The 18,057-nt window shown below is 26.9% G+C and carries 20 protein-coding genes; 9 read left to right on the top strand and 11 right to left on the bottom strand.

The genetic code is table 4. The annotated features are described in order from the left end of the window. The first annotated feature begins 154 nt into the window (after positions 1 to 154). The 9 genes from efp (at position 155) to JXZ90_RS01690 (ending at position 7,858) form a co-directional block, all read left to right on the top strand. Positions 155 to 718 carry an elongation factor P gene (efp, locus tag JXZ90_RS01730; protein WP_205848061.1) on the top strand — a complete coding sequence of 188 codons (564 nt, stop codon included), beginning with the start codon at positions 155 to 157 and terminating at the stop codon, positions 716 to 718. A 2-nt stretch (positions 719 to 720) separates the two neighbouring features. Continuing rightward, positions 721 to 1,023, top strand: coding sequence for an MMB_0454 family protein (locus tag JXZ90_RS01725; protein WP_205848060.1), 303 nt, complete (start codon positions 721 to 723; stop codon positions 1,021 to 1,023). Between the two features lie 40 nt (positions 1,024 to 1,063). Further along, the gene (gene mnmA / locus JXZ90_RS01720) at positions 1,064 to 2,179 is read left to right on the top strand and encodes a tRNA 2-thiouridine(34) synthase MnmA (protein ID WP_371808115.1); all 1,116 of its coding nucleotides are present in this window, start codon (positions 1,064 to 1,066) and stop codon (positions 2,177 to 2,179) included. 10 nt (positions 2,180 to 2,189) lie between these two features. Continuing rightward, positions 2,190 to 4,799, top strand: coding sequence for an alanine--tRNA ligase (gene alaS / locus JXZ90_RS01715; RefSeq protein ID WP_205848668.1), 2,610 nt, complete (start codon positions 2,190 to 2,192; stop codon positions 4,797 to 4,799). Next, entirely contained in the window at positions 4,800 to 5,225 is a 426-nt protein-coding gene (ruvX, locus tag JXZ90_RS01710) for a Holliday junction resolvase RuvX (RefSeq protein WP_205848667.1), read from the top strand. Position 5,226: 1 nt separating this feature from the next. After that, a complete protein-coding gene (locus tag JXZ90_RS01705; protein ID WP_205848666.1) occupies positions 5,227 to 5,919 on the top strand; it encodes a BC85_0335 family putative methyltransferase in 693 nt (230 codons plus the stop codon). A 100-nt stretch (positions 5,920 to 6,019) separates the two neighbouring features. After that, entirely contained in the window at positions 6,020 to 6,499 is a 480-nt protein-coding gene (gene greA / locus JXZ90_RS01700) for a transcription elongation factor GreA (protein ID WP_205848665.1), read from the top strand. A 22-nt stretch (positions 6,500 to 6,521) separates the two neighbouring features. Further along, a complete protein-coding gene (locus JXZ90_RS01695) occupies positions 6,522 to 7,193 on the top strand; it encodes a deoxynucleoside kinase (RefSeq protein WP_205848664.1) in 672 nt (223 codons plus the stop codon). Next, positions 7,193 to 7,858: a deoxynucleoside kinase gene (locus tag JXZ90_RS01690; RefSeq protein WP_205848663.1), complete on the top strand. Its 666-nt coding sequence runs from the start codon at positions 7,193 to 7,195 to the stop codon at positions 7,856 to 7,858. Before JXZ90_RS01695 ends, JXZ90_RS01690 begins: the two co-directional genes overlap by 1 nt. 3 nt (positions 7,859 to 7,861) lie before the next feature. Here JXZ90_RS01690 and JXZ90_RS01685 read toward each other — a convergent pair whose 3' ends face one another. The 11 genes from JXZ90_RS01685 to JXZ90_RS01635 form a co-directional block, all read right to left on the bottom strand. After that, complete coding sequence (locus JXZ90_RS01685) at positions 7,862 to 8,524, bottom strand: chromate transporter (protein ID WP_205848662.1); 663 nt, start codon at positions 8,522 to 8,524, stop codon at positions 7,862 to 7,864. Beyond that, positions 8,524 to 9,111, bottom strand: a complete 588-nt coding sequence (locus JXZ90_RS01680; protein WP_205848661.1) for a chromate transporter — start codon at positions 9,109 to 9,111, stop codon at positions 8,524 to 8,526. The genes JXZ90_RS01685 and JXZ90_RS01680 overlap by 1 nt, the downstream gene beginning before the upstream one ends. A 60-nt stretch (positions 9,112 to 9,171) precedes the next feature. Then, the gene (locus JXZ90_RS01675; protein WP_205848660.1) at positions 9,172 to 9,408 is read right to left on the bottom strand and encodes a hypothetical protein; all 237 of its coding nucleotides are present in this window, start codon (positions 9,406 to 9,408) and stop codon (positions 9,172 to 9,174) included. Between the two features lie 77 nt (positions 9,409 to 9,485). Beyond that, entirely contained in the window at positions 9,486 to 10,703 is a 1,218-nt protein-coding gene (grpE, locus tag JXZ90_RS01670; protein WP_205848659.1) for a nucleotide exchange factor GrpE, read from the bottom strand. A 9-nt stretch (positions 10,704 to 10,712) separates the two neighbouring features. Beyond that, positions 10,713 to 11,735 (bottom strand): heat-inducible transcriptional repressor HrcA, encoded by a 1,023-nt coding sequence (gene hrcA, locus JXZ90_RS01665; protein ID WP_205848658.1) that lies wholly within the window; start codon positions 11,733 to 11,735, stop codon positions 10,713 to 10,715. A 148-nt stretch (positions 11,736 to 11,883) separates the two neighbouring features. Then, the gene (locus JXZ90_RS01660) at positions 11,884 to 13,374 is read right to left on the bottom strand and encodes a hypothetical protein (protein WP_205848657.1); all 1,491 of its coding nucleotides are present in this window, start codon (positions 13,372 to 13,374) and stop codon (positions 11,884 to 11,886) included. Next, the gene (locus JXZ90_RS01655) at positions 13,353 to 14,162 is read right to left on the bottom strand and encodes an ABC transporter permease (RefSeq protein ID WP_205848656.1); all 810 of its coding nucleotides are present in this window, start codon (positions 14,160 to 14,162) and stop codon (positions 13,353 to 13,355) included. Before JXZ90_RS01655 ends, JXZ90_RS01660 begins: the two co-directional genes overlap by 22 nt. Beyond that, positions 14,149 to 14,979 (bottom strand): ABC transporter permease, encoded by an 831-nt coding sequence (locus JXZ90_RS01650; RefSeq protein WP_205848655.1) that lies wholly within the window; start codon positions 14,977 to 14,979, stop codon positions 14,149 to 14,151. Before JXZ90_RS01650 ends, JXZ90_RS01655 begins: the two co-directional genes overlap by 14 nt. Then, complete coding sequence (locus JXZ90_RS01645) at positions 14,963 to 16,333, bottom strand: ABC transporter ATP-binding protein (RefSeq protein ID WP_205848654.1); 1,371 nt, start codon at positions 16,331 to 16,333, stop codon at positions 14,963 to 14,965. The genes JXZ90_RS01650 and JXZ90_RS01645 overlap by 17 nt, the downstream gene beginning before the upstream one ends. A 138-nt stretch (positions 16,334 to 16,471) precedes the next feature. Then, positions 16,472 to 16,612, bottom strand: a complete 141-nt coding sequence (locus JXZ90_RS01640; protein WP_205848653.1) for a hypothetical protein — start codon at positions 16,610 to 16,612, stop codon at positions 16,472 to 16,474. Between the two features lie 134 nt (positions 16,613 to 16,746). Beyond that, positions 16,747 to 17,961, bottom strand: a complete 1,215-nt coding sequence (locus JXZ90_RS01635) for an AEC family transporter (RefSeq protein WP_205848652.1) — start codon at positions 17,959 to 17,961, stop codon at positions 16,747 to 16,749. Positions 17,962 to 18,057: the final 96 nt, after the last annotated feature.

Here is an 18,057-nt window from a genome sequence, read left to right as displayed (position 1 = left end):
TACAAAAACACTTTTAATATTTTTAATAAGACCATTTATGAATATATATTCTTAAAAAAAGATATTTTTTAATTAACGTTTTTGCTCTATTTAATCTAAAATATGTATATTAATTTATATACATAATACTATAAGACGAAAGTAAGGAGAATTTATGATTAATGTAAACACATTTAAACCAGGAATTACATTCCAAGATGAAGATGAAATTTTTGTTGTTTTAGAAGCACAACACTCAAAGCAAGGTCGTGGTCAAGCGAATGTTAAAGCTAAAGTAAAAAATTTAAGAACAGGAGCTATAACAATTAAAAGTTACACAGGCGGTGTAATGGTTAAAAAAGCTCATATAGATAAAAGACCTATGAATTTTTTATATAACGATGGAGAAAACATTGTTTTAATGGATAATGAAACATATGAACAAATTGAAATACCTCTTTCAAAACTTCAATGAGAAATGAATTTTTTAGTTGAAGGAATGAAGGTTCAAATTAGAAAATTTGAGGAAGAAGTTTTAGATATCGAAATCGATACAAATATTACTTTAAAAGTTATTGAAGCACCTGATGCAGTTAAAGGAAACACAACAACAAACCCTCAAAAAAGAATTAAAGTTGAGACTGGCTATGAATTAGACGCCCCTATGTTTATCAAGGAAAATGACTTTGTTATTGTTTCAACTGAAACCGGTAAATACGTTGGTAAAGGAAATAAATAACAATGCAATATGTAGCTATTAATTGTGGATTAAATCAAACAATTAGTGTTAATAAAGAAACTCTTGTTCAAATAGCAACCGATGCTGTTAAAGAAACAAAATATGTGAAGATTCATGGGGAACCTAGAATCAGTTTTAACAAGGATCAAAGTAACTGCTCATTTGCTATTGATGTAAAAATAAAAAGTGGAGCAGCACTAGGTCAAACTATTAATAGTTTAATAAACGAAATTAGCAAAAGATATGAAACATTATTAGAAATGAAACCAGAAAACATAAGTGTTAGTTTCATATCTAATTATTAATAATTTTTAATAAAAATTAGATAATAGAAAGTAAATTATTATGTCCAAAAAAGTCATTTTAGGTATGTCTGGAGGTGTTGACTCTTCAGTTGCAGCATATTTATTACTTCAACAAGGTTATGATGTTGAAGGTCTTTTTATGCGTAATTGAGATAGTTATGTAAATAATGATTTTCTTGGAAATGAAAATATTTCTCAAGATATTTGTCCTCAAGAAAAAGACTATCAAGATGCACTAAGCGTTGCTAATAAATTAGGGATAAAATTGCATAGAGTTGATTTTATTAAAGAATATTGAGATAATGTTTTTCAAAATTTTATTGAAGAATATAAAAAAAGTAGAACTCCAAATCCAGATATACTTTGCAATAAATATATTAAATTTGATGCATTTGCAAAGTATGCTTTCAATAATTTAAATGCTGATTTCATTGCTATGGGTCATTATGCAAAAGTAAAAGATGGACAATTATATAGAGCTAAATACCAGGAAAAAGATCAAACCTATTTTTTAGCTCAATTAAGTACTGAACAATTAAAAAAAGTTATTATGCCTCTAGCGGATTACCCTAAATCTGAAATCCGAAAAATAGCAAAAAAATTGCAATTATCAACCGCCGATAAAAAGGATTCTACAGGTATTTGTTTTATCGGAGAAAGAAATTTCACGAAGTTTTTACAAAATTATATTCCAGCAAAAAATGGAGATATTTTTTCAATTGTTACGAATAAAAAGGTTGGTACTCACATAGGCTGTTTTTACTATACATTAGGTCAAAGAAAAGGGTTAAATTTAGGTGGCATGTCTGAACCTCATTATGTTTGTGGACATGATGTTAAGAAAAATATTTTATATGTGGCACCAGCAAGTGACATGTCTTATTTAACAAGCGATAGTTTGCTTGCTTCTCATTTAAATTTAAATACTAAAAACTATAACAATGATAATTTATCAGCTAAATTCAGGTATCGTCAAAAAGATATTAGTGTAAAAATTGAAATTTTAGAAAATAATGATGTAAAAGTATATTATCCAACTACTTCACAAGCGGTTACTCCAGGACAACAAGTTGTTTTTTACGATGGAGAAAAATGTATAGGTGGAGCTGTGATTGAAAAAATTTTTAATAAAAATAAAGAAATGAAATATGTTTAAGGAGAAATATATGAAATCTAAAGAAATAAGACAAAAGTGAATTGATTTTTTTAAATCAAAGGATCATTTAGAAGTTGAAAGTAAATCATTAATCCCGGTTAATGATCCTTCTTTGCTTTGAATAAACAGTGGTGTTGCAACCTTAAAAGATTTTTTTTCAGGAAAAAAACAACCTCCTAAAAACAGATTAGTTAATAGTCAAAAAGCTATTAGAACTAATGATATTGAAAACGTTGGCGTAACCTCAAGACACCATACATTTTTTGAAATGTTAGGTAATTTTTCAATAGGTGATTATTTTAAAAAGGAAGCAGTTGCATTTGCATATGAGTTTTTACTAGATGTTTTAAAACTTGACAAAAACAAATTGTATATAACATATTTTAATGAGGACACTGAGGTTAAAAAATACTGAATGGATTTAGGTATCAGTGAATCGCACTTAATTGCTGGAGATAGAGATTCTAATTTCTGAGATGTTGGTATGGGTCCCTGTGGTCCATGTACTGAAATTTATTTTGATAGAGGTCCAAGATATCACAAAAAAGGCATTGAGCTTATTAAAAAAGACATTGAAAACGATCGTTTTATAGAAATATGGAATATTGTATTTAGTCAATTTAATAATGATGGTGAAAATAATTACACTGAGTTAAAACAAAAAAATATTGATACAGGTGCAGGGTTAGAAAGAATTGCTTCAATTTTACAAGATGCTCCTACAAATTATGATTCTGACTTATTTCAACCAATAATTAAAGAAATTGAAAAGTATACAGAATTTAAATACGATATTGAAAACTATTTTTCAAAAAATAAAAAACAAAGAGAAATTAACACAAATTTCAAAATCATTGCTGACCACATTAGAACAGTTGCTAATGCAATTGCTGATGGAGAGAGAGCATCTAATGTAGGACGCGGATATATAATTCGTAGATTAATTAGAAGAGCTATCTATAAGGGGATGCAACTAAATATTAAAGGTCAATTTCTTTCAAAACTAGTTAAAGTTGTTAAAAAAACACTTCCATTTGAATATGATGTAAAAGAAGTTGAAAATGCTATTAAAGAAGAAGAAAAACTATTTCATAAAACAATTGAAAAAGGCAAATTACTTTTAGCTAAATCTATTGATAAAAAAACAAAAATTTTTGATGGTAATGTTGCATTTAATTTATTAGAAACATATGGTTTTCCAATTGAGCTAACTATCGAAATTTTAAAAGAACAAAAGATTGATGTGAATCTTGAACAATTTGAAGAAGCAAAACAAAAACATATTGAAGCATCAAGAGGTAAACAAGAAGCAGGTATGTCTCTAGTTATAAATTCTTTAACCCTAATTAAAAATAAGTGTTCAGAATTCACTGGTTATGAAAAACTTGATGGAACTGCTAATGTATTATTTCTACTTGATAATGAAAAACAAGTTGATTCAATTAATGGGGAAGCTTATTTAGTTCTAGATAAAACTCCTTTTTATGCAACAAGCGGTGGTCAACACCATGACCATGGATATATGTTACAAGGCAACAACAGGATTGAAATTGTTGATGTATTTAAGGACAAGTTTGGCAATCATATTCATAAAGTTAATGGAGTTATTAATTCAAAAGATAAAATTGAATGTTTTGTAGATAAAGATATTAGATTAGCTTTAGCAAGGGGTCACTCTGCGACACACATTACTTTTAGTGTGCTTAGAAATGTTTTAGGGCACTTTGTTGAACAATTAGGTTCAGACATAACCGCAGAAAGGTTTACATTTGATTATCCAGCAGAGCAAAAACTAACAGATGAGCAAATTAAAACCATTGAAGATAAATTTGAAAAAATAATAAAAAATAATGTTAAACGTGAGTACATAATTACAACAATAGAAAAAGCAAAGCAATTAAATGCAATTATGACTATTGAAGAGAGTGAATACATGGATCCTAAACATGTCCGTGTTGTTAAATGAGGTGATATTACAACTGATTTATGTGGTGGAACTCACCTTGAAAACAGTTCTCAAATTGAAAGATTTAAAATAGTTGGAAATGAAAAAAAACAAGCCGGAATATTTCGTTTAAGAGTTGTGACTTCAAAGAAAGCTGTTGAAAACTATTATAAAGATGCCTCATCATCTCATCTTGAGGAATTAAATAACATAGTTAACAAAATTAAAACTCTTGATTCAGAATATAATTTAAGAATTGAAAAAGATGAAAATTATGAACTTTATGATAAGAAGTTAGTTAACTTAATTGAGCAAGCTAAAGAAGATTATAAAAAAGTTTATAAAGAAAAATCAGTAGTAACATTTGATTTTGATTCAATAGAATTAAGTGAATTAAAAGATAAAAAAGTTTATATAAATTTAAATGTTGACTCATCACAAATAAAAGTTATTGCAAGTACAATTCGTGAAAAATTTTCAGATGCTTATGTATTTGTTGGTGCACCTATTGGCAATCAAATATTATTGGCTGTTGCCACTAAGAATGAAGACTCTAATAAAATTTTTCAAAAGCTTGCAAAAGAATTGAATGGTCGTGGTGGTGGATCCCCAATTTTAGCGATGGGTAAAATTTTAAACAGCAACATCCGTGAAGCTATAGAAAAGGTATTATAAATGCGAAAAATAGCATTAGATATCGGAACTAAAACATGTGGTTTTGCTGTTAGCGATGAAATGGCAATTATTGCTTCGCCATTAGAAACAATCTATTTTGAAGAAAACGATTTAGATAAAATAAAAGAATATTTAAGAAATTATTTTGCTAAAAATAATGTCGACTCTATTATAGTTGGTTTTCCAATGAGAAGTAATGGAGAGCCTAGCGAAAGAACAATAATGATTGATAGATTTTCTCAATCTTTAAGAAAAGAGTTCGATAAGAAGATTTTTTTAGTAAATGAATATGGGACAACAATAGCGGCCATAAACATTTTAAAAAATGCCAAATTATCTATAAAAAAGCGTAAAGAGAATAAAGATACATTATCAGCTGTTCTAATTCTAAAAGAATTTTTAGAATATGGAGGAAAGGAAATTTAATATGATTGAACTATTAACATTTGATAATGTTCTTAGATCTTCTTTGTTTTATTCAGCTATTGCTGTTGTTTTAATTGCAATAATCATATATATAATATTGGTTGTAGTTACTAAAAAGATTAAAAGTAAAGTAAGAAATGAAGAATTGGAAAAATTAAAATTTAAAATACAAGAACAAAGAGCTGGAAACTTGAAGAATATTCCTCTAGACATTAAAGAGTATTTTAAGTCAAATTTAAATAATGAGGATTTAGAAAATTTAGTTAATACAATTTATTTAAATGATGCAAATAATGTTTTGCTAGTTGGAAATAAATTGGAATATCCAGCATTACTATTTTCATACCAAAGTGAAGCTAACATTAAGGTTTTTAATTATGATTTAGATGCTAGATTATGAAACAATGCTGTTTTAGAGTTTCCTGAATTTTTTAAAAAGAAAATTGATTTAATAGATAAAATTGATGAAAAATTTAAATTAATTTTTGCCATAAATTCAACCCAATTAAGTCAAACAATATATGAAAAATATTATGAACATTTAGAAAATAATGGAATGTTAATAATATTAGAAAACGTTAATACAAAACGAGATGTAAAAACTTTAACTAGTTTTTTAAAAACTAAGAAAATAGTTTATGAAGTTTCAAAAGTAAAAAGTAATTTTGTTTATATAGTTAAAAAGGATATTTAAATTTGCATAAATTTGAATAAGTAAATATTTTATTAGTTAGTTTGGACTAACTACTTTAAAATAAGTATTACATTAATAATTTAGGAGTTAGGAGAAAATTATGCCAAATAAAAAGAATGAAACAATTTATATTTCTCAAGAAAAGTTAAATGAATATAAGAGTGAATTTGACAATTTAATCAATGTTGAGAGACCAAAAATTCAGTTAGAATTAAAAGAAGCAAGAGCTCAAGGTGACCTCTCTGAAAATGCTGAATATGATGCAGCGCGTGATAAACAAGCTCAAGTTGAAGGTAGAATTAGTGAACTTGAACGTATTTTGGAAAACGTTAAAGTTATTGATAGTAATTCAAAAGATAAAACAAGAGCTCAAATTGGATCAGTAGTTAAATATAAAAATTTGGAAAATGGAAAAACATATGAAGTAAAAATTATGGGTAGTTTTGACTCAAACCCATTTGTTGGAAATATTTCAAATGAGAGCCCAATTGCAAAAGCAATTCTTGATGGTAAATTAAATGATGAAGTAGAAGTTGATGTGCAAAATAAATATTTAATAAAAATATTAGAAATTAAATAATAAAGAGATTGAATTATTTATTATGTTAATAGGTATTAGTGGAATGATAAGCAGTGGGAAAAGCTCACTCACAAACAAGTTAGTTAAACATTATTCAAAAAGTATGATGCTTGAAGAGTTTGAAGAAAACGATGAAGTATTCAATACTTTTTTAAAATGACTTTATGAAAAACAACCTAATTTAACAATTGGTTTTCAATCATATGTAGTTGAAAACCACACATCAAAACTTCAAGACGCTTTTAATAAATTTAAAAATAAGGGATACTTACATAAAAATAGTTACTTATTTTTAGATCGTTTTAGTATTGAACATTATATATTTGCATATGTTAATTTACAATCTAAAGGTGAAAAGTATCTAAAAGGATATGACCAATTATTTTCAAATTTAATAACAAAAAATGAAACCCCTGATTTAGCTATATATCTTGATATTTCTTGAGAAACATTTAAGGATAGACTTTTTTCAAGGGGACGCAAGGTTGAAATAGATAACTTTGAAAAAAATGAAGTGTATTTCAAACAACTTTACGATGTTTACAAAGACTTATTTATTAAACAAGCAAAAAAATTTAATTTAGATTATGTAGTCATAGATACAAATAATCTATCTGAAAAGGAAGTTTTTGATAAAGCTAAGGAAGTTATTGATAATTTTGATTTTTCAAAGAAAGAAAGGTTTAATCAATAATGGTAATTGGTATTAGCGGAATGATCGGCTGCGGTAAAAGTACATTAAGTTCAGAGCTTCATGATACTTATAGTAATTCATTATTGCTTGAAGAATTTTCAAATGATGATGTTGTGTTTAATACTTTTTTATCATGAATTTACAAGAAAAAACCAAATATTGATATTGGATTTCAAACCTATATAATTGAAAGTTTGTCTGATTCATTTAAAAAAGCAATTAATTTATTTAATAAAAAAGGTTTTACCATGAGTAAAAATCATATTTTTTTAGATAGATTTAATCTTGAACACTATATTTTTGCAAAAGTTAATTTGGATAAAAAAGATTCCAAATATTTTAAAGCTTTTGATGCACTATTTAATTGCATTTTAAATGAAGAGGAAAATCCAGATTTAGCTATTTTTTTAGATATTGATTTTGATACATTTAAAAGAAGAATTTTTCAAAGGGGTCGTAAGAGCGAAATTGACAATTACGACTTAAATGAAGCGTATTTCAAAGAACTCCACTCTGTATATAAGGATGAATTTATAAAATTAGTACAAAGGTACAACATTCCTTACAAAATTATTGATTGTAACAATAAAACAAATGATCAAGTTTTCGATGAGGCGAAAAATATAATTGATAATTTTGATTTTTCCAAATCTAAAAGAAAATAATTTTTAGGTCCATGGAAAAAATATTAATATTGATAAAATCATATTTCCTATTATTAACCAAAAAATAGGAATTTTTTTTATATATAAAATTAGTGAAAAAATAATGCCGATTGGAACATAACAAAATAGAACAATTTTTCTTATGCCTTGGAAAAATTCTGTTTTCTCACTCTTAATTATTTCAATGTATTTTCCAAACACTTGATTGAAACTTATGCTTGGATTAATCAAAGGAATGAGTAATTGGATAGCTAATGCACCGATTATTCCTGCAATAATAGGGTTAAGTATTTTTAGTAATTTGGCACTTTTATTAGCCCCTATCTTTCCTATTTTTTTCTTTGCATATATCATCATAAATATCGCAGGTAAACTTAATGTCAAAAATAAAAGAAGCATAAAAGGAATACTGAGTCAGTTATCTTTTAAAATGAGATAGCCTGAAATAAATGCTAGTTTTGGACTCAAAATACCTGGAGTTGCATTTGAAACTGTAAATGTTGTACTAATATCATTTTGTGTTATTAGTTCGCTACTTGTCATGTGATTAATAGTATTTCAAAATCATATGAAAATAGGCATAAATACTTGTCCGCCTCCAAAAACTATTAATGAAATAAAAATTACAAAGAGGAGAGAAATTACTACTATAAGTAAGATTGACATTATTGATCCTCCTTACATTTACCTTTATTTATTTTGTTAAATATAAAGAATATAATAATTGCAATTACTAAAATTATTGCTGGCAAATTAAAAGGAGCGGGAATAAATAAGCAAAACAAAAAACTTATAAAAAACAATGTTAGTCATAAAAAATAATTGGCATTACTTAATTTTGCTTTATTAAAAAAACTAATGACAAATCCAATTAGCGAAGCAATAATTGCGACGAAAGCACCAGTTTCAATAGCATATAAATATTTTGTAGGAATTCATTTAGAAAAATAAAACAATAGAAAAACTACCACGATATGTGGCAACACACCTAGTAATACTGCAAGAGACCCTTTTAAGTTACCTAGTAGTTTTGTTGCTATATATGTTAGTGATTCAATAACACTTGGTCCTGGTAGAATATTAGTTAGAACTACATTTTCTTCAAATTCATCTTCACTTAGTCATTTATATTTATTAACGCAATACTTTTTAATTGTTGGGATTAAGGCGTTTCCCCCTCCAAAACCAATAAAAGTAATTACTATAATAAATCATCAAATTTTTCAAAATGAAATATTATTTTTATTTTCCATAAGTATTATTATAAAAAACAAATGAAAAACACAACAAAAATGGTTGTGTTTAAGTTTATTTTAATAGGCTATGTATATTGCATGTTTTGCATTATTACTCTTTATTCCATCATTATATTCAACAGTTGTTTTGCCTAATTTAGTTTTTCCACTTTGTCCGGTGAACATTTTAACTATTGATGCAATGCCAACAGCTGCTTCTATAGCAACCGGAATTAATGATATTATTGCGGATACAACACTGCCGCCAATAATTTCAGACTCCTGGCTATTGTCTAATTTAGTAAATTCATTCATTGTCCTCCTTTCCATATCTATATAATTATTTTTTTTAAAAATAAAAAAAAGTGGAAAAAAACGCCGAAATCGGCAAATTACTTTTTATTTTTTTCTTTAGCTTTGGCGGCAGCTTTTTTAGCAGCTTCAGCTCTAGCAGCAACAGAATTCTTTTTGATTGGCTTAGCTTCTTTTTGCTTGCTTATTTCTTTATTTGCGGCTTTTTTGTCCTTTTCAACTTTGGTTGAATCATTTTTTATTTTTTTGGTTTTTGTTTCTTTTTTAGTATCTGATGTTTTTTTAATTACTTCTTTTTTAACTTTAGAAGTTTCTTTTTCTTTACTATCCTTTTTTTCTTTTTTAGTAATTACTTCTTTTTTATTTTCGGGAGTTTGAGTAGTTAAATTGTTAGTATCATCTCCATCTTCTATTGAAATATTGCTTTTCATTTCTCCAGGTTTCTTAGAAACACTTACTAAAGCGGTTTTAATTAATCTATCATGTAATTTAAAACCAATTGAGTTTACTGAAACTATTGTTTCTGGTTCTAATTTTTCATCATCTATTAATTCAAGAACTTTTTGAGTATTTGGATCAAATTTATCACCTACATTTGGAATAACTTTAGTAACACCGTTTGATTTTAAAACTTCATCAATTTGACTAGTTATCATTTTGAATCCAATAACATAATTTTTAACTGATGAGTTTTCACTTCTACCACCAGCTTCTATTGCTGAGATAAGTGTTGAATAAGGAACGGCAAAATGTTCAATAAATTTTTGAAGTGCATACATTTTAGCTTTTTCTTTTTCTTCGGTTGAAACTATAAGAGTTTTAGTAACTGTTTCTTCTTTTTCTACTGCGGCATCTTTTTTTAGTTTTTCAACAGTTTCTTCTAGGTCTTTTAGGTATTGGTTTTTCTTTTCTAATGTGCCTTGAAGTTGCAATAATTTTGCTTCTTTTAATTTTGCTCCTTCTTGATATTTTTCTATTTCTTTTAATCTATTACTTTGTTTGATATTTTTAGCTTCTTCATAATCTAAAACTTCTATTATAAAACGTATAGTTTTTCCTTCAAATTCTTTTACTCTATAGCCTTTTTTAAAAACTTTGATAATATCAATTATTTCTCCGAATGGTTGTCCAATAATTAGTTCGTCAAATTCTGGAATATAATTTTGCTCGCCTAAAAGTAAAACAACATTATTTCTTGATAATGTTTTAACAAAAGTAGAGTTAGCATAGTAAACATTAATATTTACTCTAAGTAAGTCACCTTTGTGGTATCTGATTTTCTTTAAATTTGTAATCATAAGAGCCTCCTAGTCTTGATTTTCGTTCTTTTCGTCGTTCTTATTTGTTATGAGATCTTCAAACATTTGCAATGCTGTTAAACTTTTTTGATAATCCATTCTTTTAGTTCCAACAAGAGAAATTTCTTTAATTTTATTATCATATTTTAATTTTTTAGTAATGAATGTACTATTATCATCGTGTATAGCTATTTTTATATTTTCCTCTTCATTGAACTCAGCTTCAATTGTTTGTCAAATTGATTTAGTTTCAATCAAATTCAAAATTCTATTTAAATCTGGCCTTGAAATATCGTCAGCTAGAATAATTTTATCTTTTCCATAAACTATATTGCAATTTTTAATTTCAAAATCAAAAATATTATCAACAAAGTTTTTTAGTAAATACTCATAATTTTTAATTGATGCTGATAGTATTGGCGAAAGAGATTCAGCGGTACTTTTTAATTTAAGAATTGGAATATTTGTCAATCTTTCTCTAAAAATCCTTATAGCAATTCTTAAATCATCAGTATCAATTTTTGATTTTTCAAAGTCCAAAGTTTTTGATGTAACATCACCATCACTAGTTACTAAAACAACAGTGCCCTTTGAATCTGAAAGAGGAACAAATTGAATTGTTTTTAATACTGTATTTTCATTGCTTGTTGTTGTAACTAAGGTAATACCTGCTATATCGCTTATAACATTAGCTGCTTCATCAACCGTTAAGTCTATATTAACTCAACGCTTTGCAAATAATTCGTTTATCTTCTTTCTTAGTATCGATTCGTCGTGAGGAATTAAATTTTTTGCATAGTATGAGTATCCTTCTGTTGATGGTACCCTTCCACTGCTGGTGTGTTCTTTAGTTAAAAAACCTAACTCTTCCAAGTCGTTCATAATGTATCTCACTTTTGAACTGGACATAGATAAGTTATATCTTTGAACTAATGCCTGCGATCCTACAGGTACACCATCTTCAATGAAACTTTCAATTACCATTTTTAAAATTTCATCTTTTTCTTTTGTCATTTCTTTATTATTTTTCATTTCAAATAATTATACTAAATAAAGTTGCTTATTTTTAAAGAGTGCTAAATTTAAAGTCTTTTTTAATTACCTATAAAATAGGCATATTCATTAAAAAAAGCACTTTCACAATTTATTTATTGTGATAAAGTGCCAATTAATTATAATTTTATGATTTAATTTTTAGATTGTATTTAACGTTAATTTTTGACATTAATGATAGAGGAATAGGTTTTATATTAATGTATCCTGCTCCATCAACTGAATATATTTCTGATGCATCATTATCATTTACAATCATATTACTGTCTTCATCTCAATATTTGAAGTAGTGTTTTTTTATAAAATCATATTCTACTTTATATACTGGTGTATAGTTTATTAAATCAAAATTGCTTAAAAATTCTGTAGCTTCATAATTTATTGAAATTTCTTTTATTATTTTTCCGTTTTCATTTATTTCATCAACTTTATAATTTGTCATTTTTTCAAGCTCTTTTATAGATTTATCTTTGTCATATTCCTTAGTAATTTCATCAAATACTGTTACGTCTTTATATGTTTTGCAAAAAGCATTAATTATATTTTCTATTGATTTATCTGAATTTGAAGATTTGTCAATAGCTTTATTTATCACAATACCATCCATTGTTAAAATTCCATTTTTAGGTTTAACAATAGTTATACTTCCTTCTTGGTCAGCTAGTTCTTCAAAATTATCACCTGAATAATATGCATCTAAAGCATCTCCATTAAATAGCAGCGCCATATCACAATCTGATTTTAAGTTAATTAAAGATTCTAAAACTATTTGTCCATCACCATTAAAAATAACTTTATTTGATTTTTCGCCGATTTTTCATTCTAATGAATCTGATATTAAATTAAAGAATGAGTCTATTTGTTGTTCATAGTTATTAATTGTTGCGTTGCCATTAAATTCATTAAATTTATTGATATACTCATTTTTACCATTAATTGCTTTAGTTTTAAATCTAGTTGATCCTATTGCTAAATTATTTCTAACATCATCTAAAACTTGTAGATTTTTGTAACCCTTTTTGTGTAATTTTTGGAGTATTTCAAAATAAGAATCTTCTGGTTCTACATTAATATACTTGTTATTATTTTTTGAATGATTATAGGCAATTACACAACTTTGAATGTAGTATGGGACAAAGTATTCTCACAAGTGCCTTGGTCCATCTTTAAATGGATTCCCATTAATATCTGTTTTTAAATAATCGTCATATGAAGTTAAAAAGTTTCAAGCAACCGGGGTTAAAAATTTTTCAGGACTTGTGATACCTTTACCAAGTATTTTTTCATAGTCAATTTTTTTAAGCTTATCTTTTTTTATTAAAGTAACAGCTTGATTGTCTGTACTAATTCCACCAATAGCTTGATTTCTGTCTAGAGCATTCGTAAATTCTTGAATTGTTTGAAATTCTTTGTAATCAAAATCCTTTTCAAGTTTTTTTCTATTTGTTTGACTTATGTATGAAGCATAATTGTAAAAAGATGGTTTGTAAGGTTTGTTTACTTTAATGCCAATAACTATTCCTATTATTGTTATGAAACCAATAATTGAAAGAATTCATGATATTAATTTTCAATTTATCTTTTTAAATCAAAGTTTTATTTTATTTTCTTTTTCCATAAATTCCCCTTATTTTTATAAATTACGTAAATCAATGATCCGATTAGTGTTGCAATCATTAATGCACCGCCAACAACTAAACCTCAACCTCTAAAACGAGATTCATATAATTTAGTTCCAAGTGTCGAAGTATTAGAAACTAGACGCGTAATAATGAAATCATCAAATGAGAAGAAGATTGATATTACTGCTGAAAAAATAAGTGTTGGTAACATGTGGCGTACATAAACCCTAAATCAACTTGATAATTTTGAATAGCCTAGATCTTGACATGCTTCAAATAAACTTTTATTAAATTTGTCGCTTGCTGGAAGCATAATTGATATTGAATATGGAAGAGTAATTACTGTATGTCCGATAACTGTTCTTAAGATACCTTCTCTACTTAGAGATAAAGTGCCGAATAATAAACCATAAATTAATACAAGACCCATAGCTGTAATTATGTCTGGGTTTATTAATGTTGAACTATATAAAGTTTTTGTAACTTTTTCATAGTTTTTATTTTTTTGTTTTCATAAGGCATATACAGTTAATAAAGAAATTGTTAATGTAAGTATTGTTACTAAAATCGCAATAAGAACTGAATTTATTAATGCAACATCTCTAGATTCACTAAAAAATGTTGTTCATGATTCAGTTGTGCCTCCATTTCAATGAAATGAAAGAAATCCTCTATGATTTGGCTTATTAAATGAAAATATAAAAGCAAATATTAATGGTATATATGTGATAATAAGTATTAAATAAATATAACTTTTACCAATAATTTTTTTAATGTTGTTCATAAGACATTCCTTTCATTTTCATAATCAATTTAGGAACTAAATATATTAAAATAGTTATAGCATATAGACTTAATGACACGACTATAACTATTGTTGAAGCTATTGATAGATCAACAGGGTTTCCTGGATTTGCATAATCATAGATTATATTTCCTGCTAATTGAAACTTATTAGGGTTTGGTAGCAATTTATTTGAAATAGTTATTGAAGAGGCACTTGAAATAAAAATTAGAATTAATCCAGAAACTATTGATTTTATGCAATAAGGAATAACAACTTTAAAAAATGATCTAAATTTAGAATATCCTAAACTTTCGCTAGCCTCTATAATATTTTTTGGCATTGAATTTAAGACGCTGTATATAGGAATAATCATAAGTGGTAAATTGATATAAACCATTCCTAGTATCATAAATCATTCTGCATTCAAATTATTTTCGCCAATAATAGATTGAAATAAACCCCTAACCGCATATATTCTAGCAATTGTGAAAATAAGAGTTGGAGACACTATTAAAGCCATCCCAATTATTTTAAATTGTTTGCTATCGCTTAAGTGAATAAAGTAAGCGTATGGTAATCCAATAATTAGAGATATGAAAGCTGCAATAGTTCCTAACTTAATTGAACGTCAAATAATTTTTCATGTTGATAAACTTTTAGCAACTTCTCATGTATTAACATCTTTATGAGGTTCAAACGCAACTGAAATTATTAAAATTATAGGAATTGCAATAAAGACTAAGGCAATAATAATGTATGGAATTAATAAACCTAAACGAGGGTTAAGATTTAATCATTTATGCAACTTCTTCATTTGTTGTTTCTCCAGTGTTAATTGCTAAATTTTCAGTTTTATCTTTTTTCATTAAATGAATAGAATCTAGTGTTCAATCTAGGAAAATTTCTTCCCCCTCTTTTAGATCTTTAATAGTTTCAACATGAATCATAAAATTGTCATTTATTTTAATATCTATAAAGTAATAACTTCCACGATAAACAGATTTTAGAACTCTACCTTTTAATTTTCCTTTTTTTGTTGAAATGTCAAGATCTTCTGGTCTTATTAAAACATCAACTTCTTCGCCTTTTATAAAGTTAGTGTGAATTGTTTTAAATTTGTATCCATTAAACTCAACAATGCTATCACCTAAAAACTTACCGTCATATAAATTAGAATCTCCAATAAACTGAGCAACATATTTGTTTACTGGGTAATCATAAATTGTTTTTGGCGTGTCATATTGTTCAATTTTTCCACCGCGCATTACGGCAATACGGTCAGATATTTCTAGTGCTTCATCTTGATCGTGAGTTACAAAAATGAATGTAAGTCCTAATTTTTGTTGAATATTTTTAATAAGAACTTGCATTTTTTGTCTAATTTTTGCGTCTAAAGCACTTAATGGTTCATCAAGTAAAAGTATTCCCGGCTCAATAACTAGACTTCTAGCTAATGCTACACGTTGTTTCATTCCGCCTGATAATTCATTAATTGATTTCTTTTCATGCCCTGTTAGCCCAACTAATTCAAGTATTTCTTTAACTGCTTGATTTTGTTCTTGCTTTGTTAGTTTTCTATTTAAATATTTATTTTCAAATTTTTCAGTTTGAAGATTTACATAGTTTTCTCACCATGAGTAAGTAAAGTCGGATTTATCTAATCATTTTTGAATTTTACGAGCTTTTCTTTTATTCTTTTTATTTTCTTCAATTTCTTTTTCATATTCTTTTTGAATTTTGTCTAGTTTTTTAAACGCATTATCAGCTTCTTTTTGTCATTTCTTTTGTTTTTCTTTTAATAATTTAACATGTTTAGGATCCATTTCTTCTTTTGGAATTCTCTTTAGTCCTAGTCCATATTTAATATTTCCTTCAACCGTTAAGTGTGGAAATAAAGCGTAATCTTGAAAGATTGTTGAAAGATCTCTTTTATGTGGAGGTAGATCTTTAATATCAACTCCATCAAACATAATCTCACCACGAGTTAATCTTTCAAAACCTGCTATTAATCTTAAAATAGTAGTTTTTCCTGATCCTGATGGTCCTAATAGAGTTACAAATTCCCCTTTTTTAATTTTTAGATCAATATTTTCTAAAACAGTGTGTCCATCATACTCTTTAACAACTTCTTTTAATTCAATAATATTTTCATTATTTTTGTTAAGCATAATTCTCCTTGCTAATATTTTATGTAAATTTAATGTTTAATACACATTCAAACCAATATGTATTTTTGTGTTTTTATATAAAAATATCAACTTAATATTAATAAATATTAAAAGGTTAAAAATTACTAATTATTAACCTTAGAGCAGGGAGGCACTATCAAAAATGTTTTGAACAAATTCAATTACAAAAAACTTTAATGAAGGGTAGTTATCTTCATTAAATTGAATCATAATTGAGTTGTGCTCAATACAAGCATTTTTTAATAGTGATGTTTTCATATTGAGCAATTATAAAAGTTATTTTTTATTTTTAATAAAAATATATTTTTTTATTTTACTAATACTAAATTATTTTCCAATAACGCATAATAAAAAAACTAGATACTATAAAAAGTATCCAATTTTTATATAAATTAAACTACTGCTACGTACGATACGTGAGCAATAACAACTCATATAGGCATTGTTATTAAGCATAATAATGTTGATAATGAGTTTACTTGAGCTGTATATCCTGAGTGTTCGTGTTTGTAAGCAACTGAGAAAATAATTGTAACTGCTGCTGGTGGACATGCTGCTAATAATACAATAAGTGTCATAGCTTCATGTGATAGAACTTTTGTTGGAACAAATAGGAATCCGAGCGCAAACATCACTAGTGGTAATGTTATTAATTTTCTCATTGTTGTTACTCAAACAGAGCCATCTTTTGCTGCTGCTTTAAGGTCTGATGTAGCAAGAGAACCACCAATTACTAATCACGCAAGTGGTGAAATAATTTTAACACCAGGGATTAAGATTGCAGCGATAACAGGAAGTTGTCCTAATAATCCACCTCAGAATTGACCATGAGCTTTTCCTGCATGTTTTGAAGCATCAAAAACTTCTGCAAATGGAGCCTTAGGATTAATTACAAATTGTGTGTTCAAAACAGGCGCAAATTGTAATGCTCATAGAATAGCTGAAACATATAAACAAATCATCATTGGGTGGAATAAAGCTTTCATTATAGGTTTAATTTGGTCTTTAGACATTTTTTGTCCTGAATAAGCCATTTGAACATATGTGAAAGCACCAATCATATAAGGTAAGTTTCAAACTTGTAATAATGCTGTTGAGAAACCGTTAAATACGTTTGTTCCTGTTAATGCTGATACTAATGGTACTGCAAAGAATTGTAGTGATCCATAAGCAATCATCATTTGAGAGGTCATTAATTTTTGACGATAACTTGCAACGTGAGCTTCTCTGAATTTTTCTTGATTTTCAGTTTTATCTGTTTGTTCTCACATTTTATCTGCTTGGTGTTTAATCTTAGCAGATACCATATTTGGAACAAATTTGATAATTGCCCAGTTATAAACAGCAATTAATACATAGAATGCTGTTGATAAACCAAGAACAACACCAACTTCTTTTGCATTTGTTGCATCTGCATTTTTCATAAATGCAACTATACAAAGGAATGGTAATGCTCAGTTTAGAAGGAATTTTGATATTTTTCCATTTGTTTCTTTATTAAAAAGACCTTTTTTTGTAATAAAGAAACCTATCATAACGAATGTAAGTGTAGCAAGAACTGCACCATACAAACCTTGTGAAGTAATTAAGGTTTTAAATTCTTTCATTTGATATTTCCTTTTATTGTGATTCGTATCAATATATTAATATTAATAGTCTTGGTACGTTTGTACCTTAATAATTATATAAAAGCGGTTATAAAT

Source organism: Mycoplasma sp. Mirounga ES2805-ORL, from assembly GCF_017084445.1.
In the GTDB taxonomy this organism is placed as follows: Bacteria; Bacillota_I; Bacilli_A; order Mycoplasmatales; family Metamycoplasmataceae; genus Mycoplasmopsis.
Note: the sequence above shows the minus strand (reverse complement) of the source record. Positions and strands in the feature narration are given on the sequence as shown.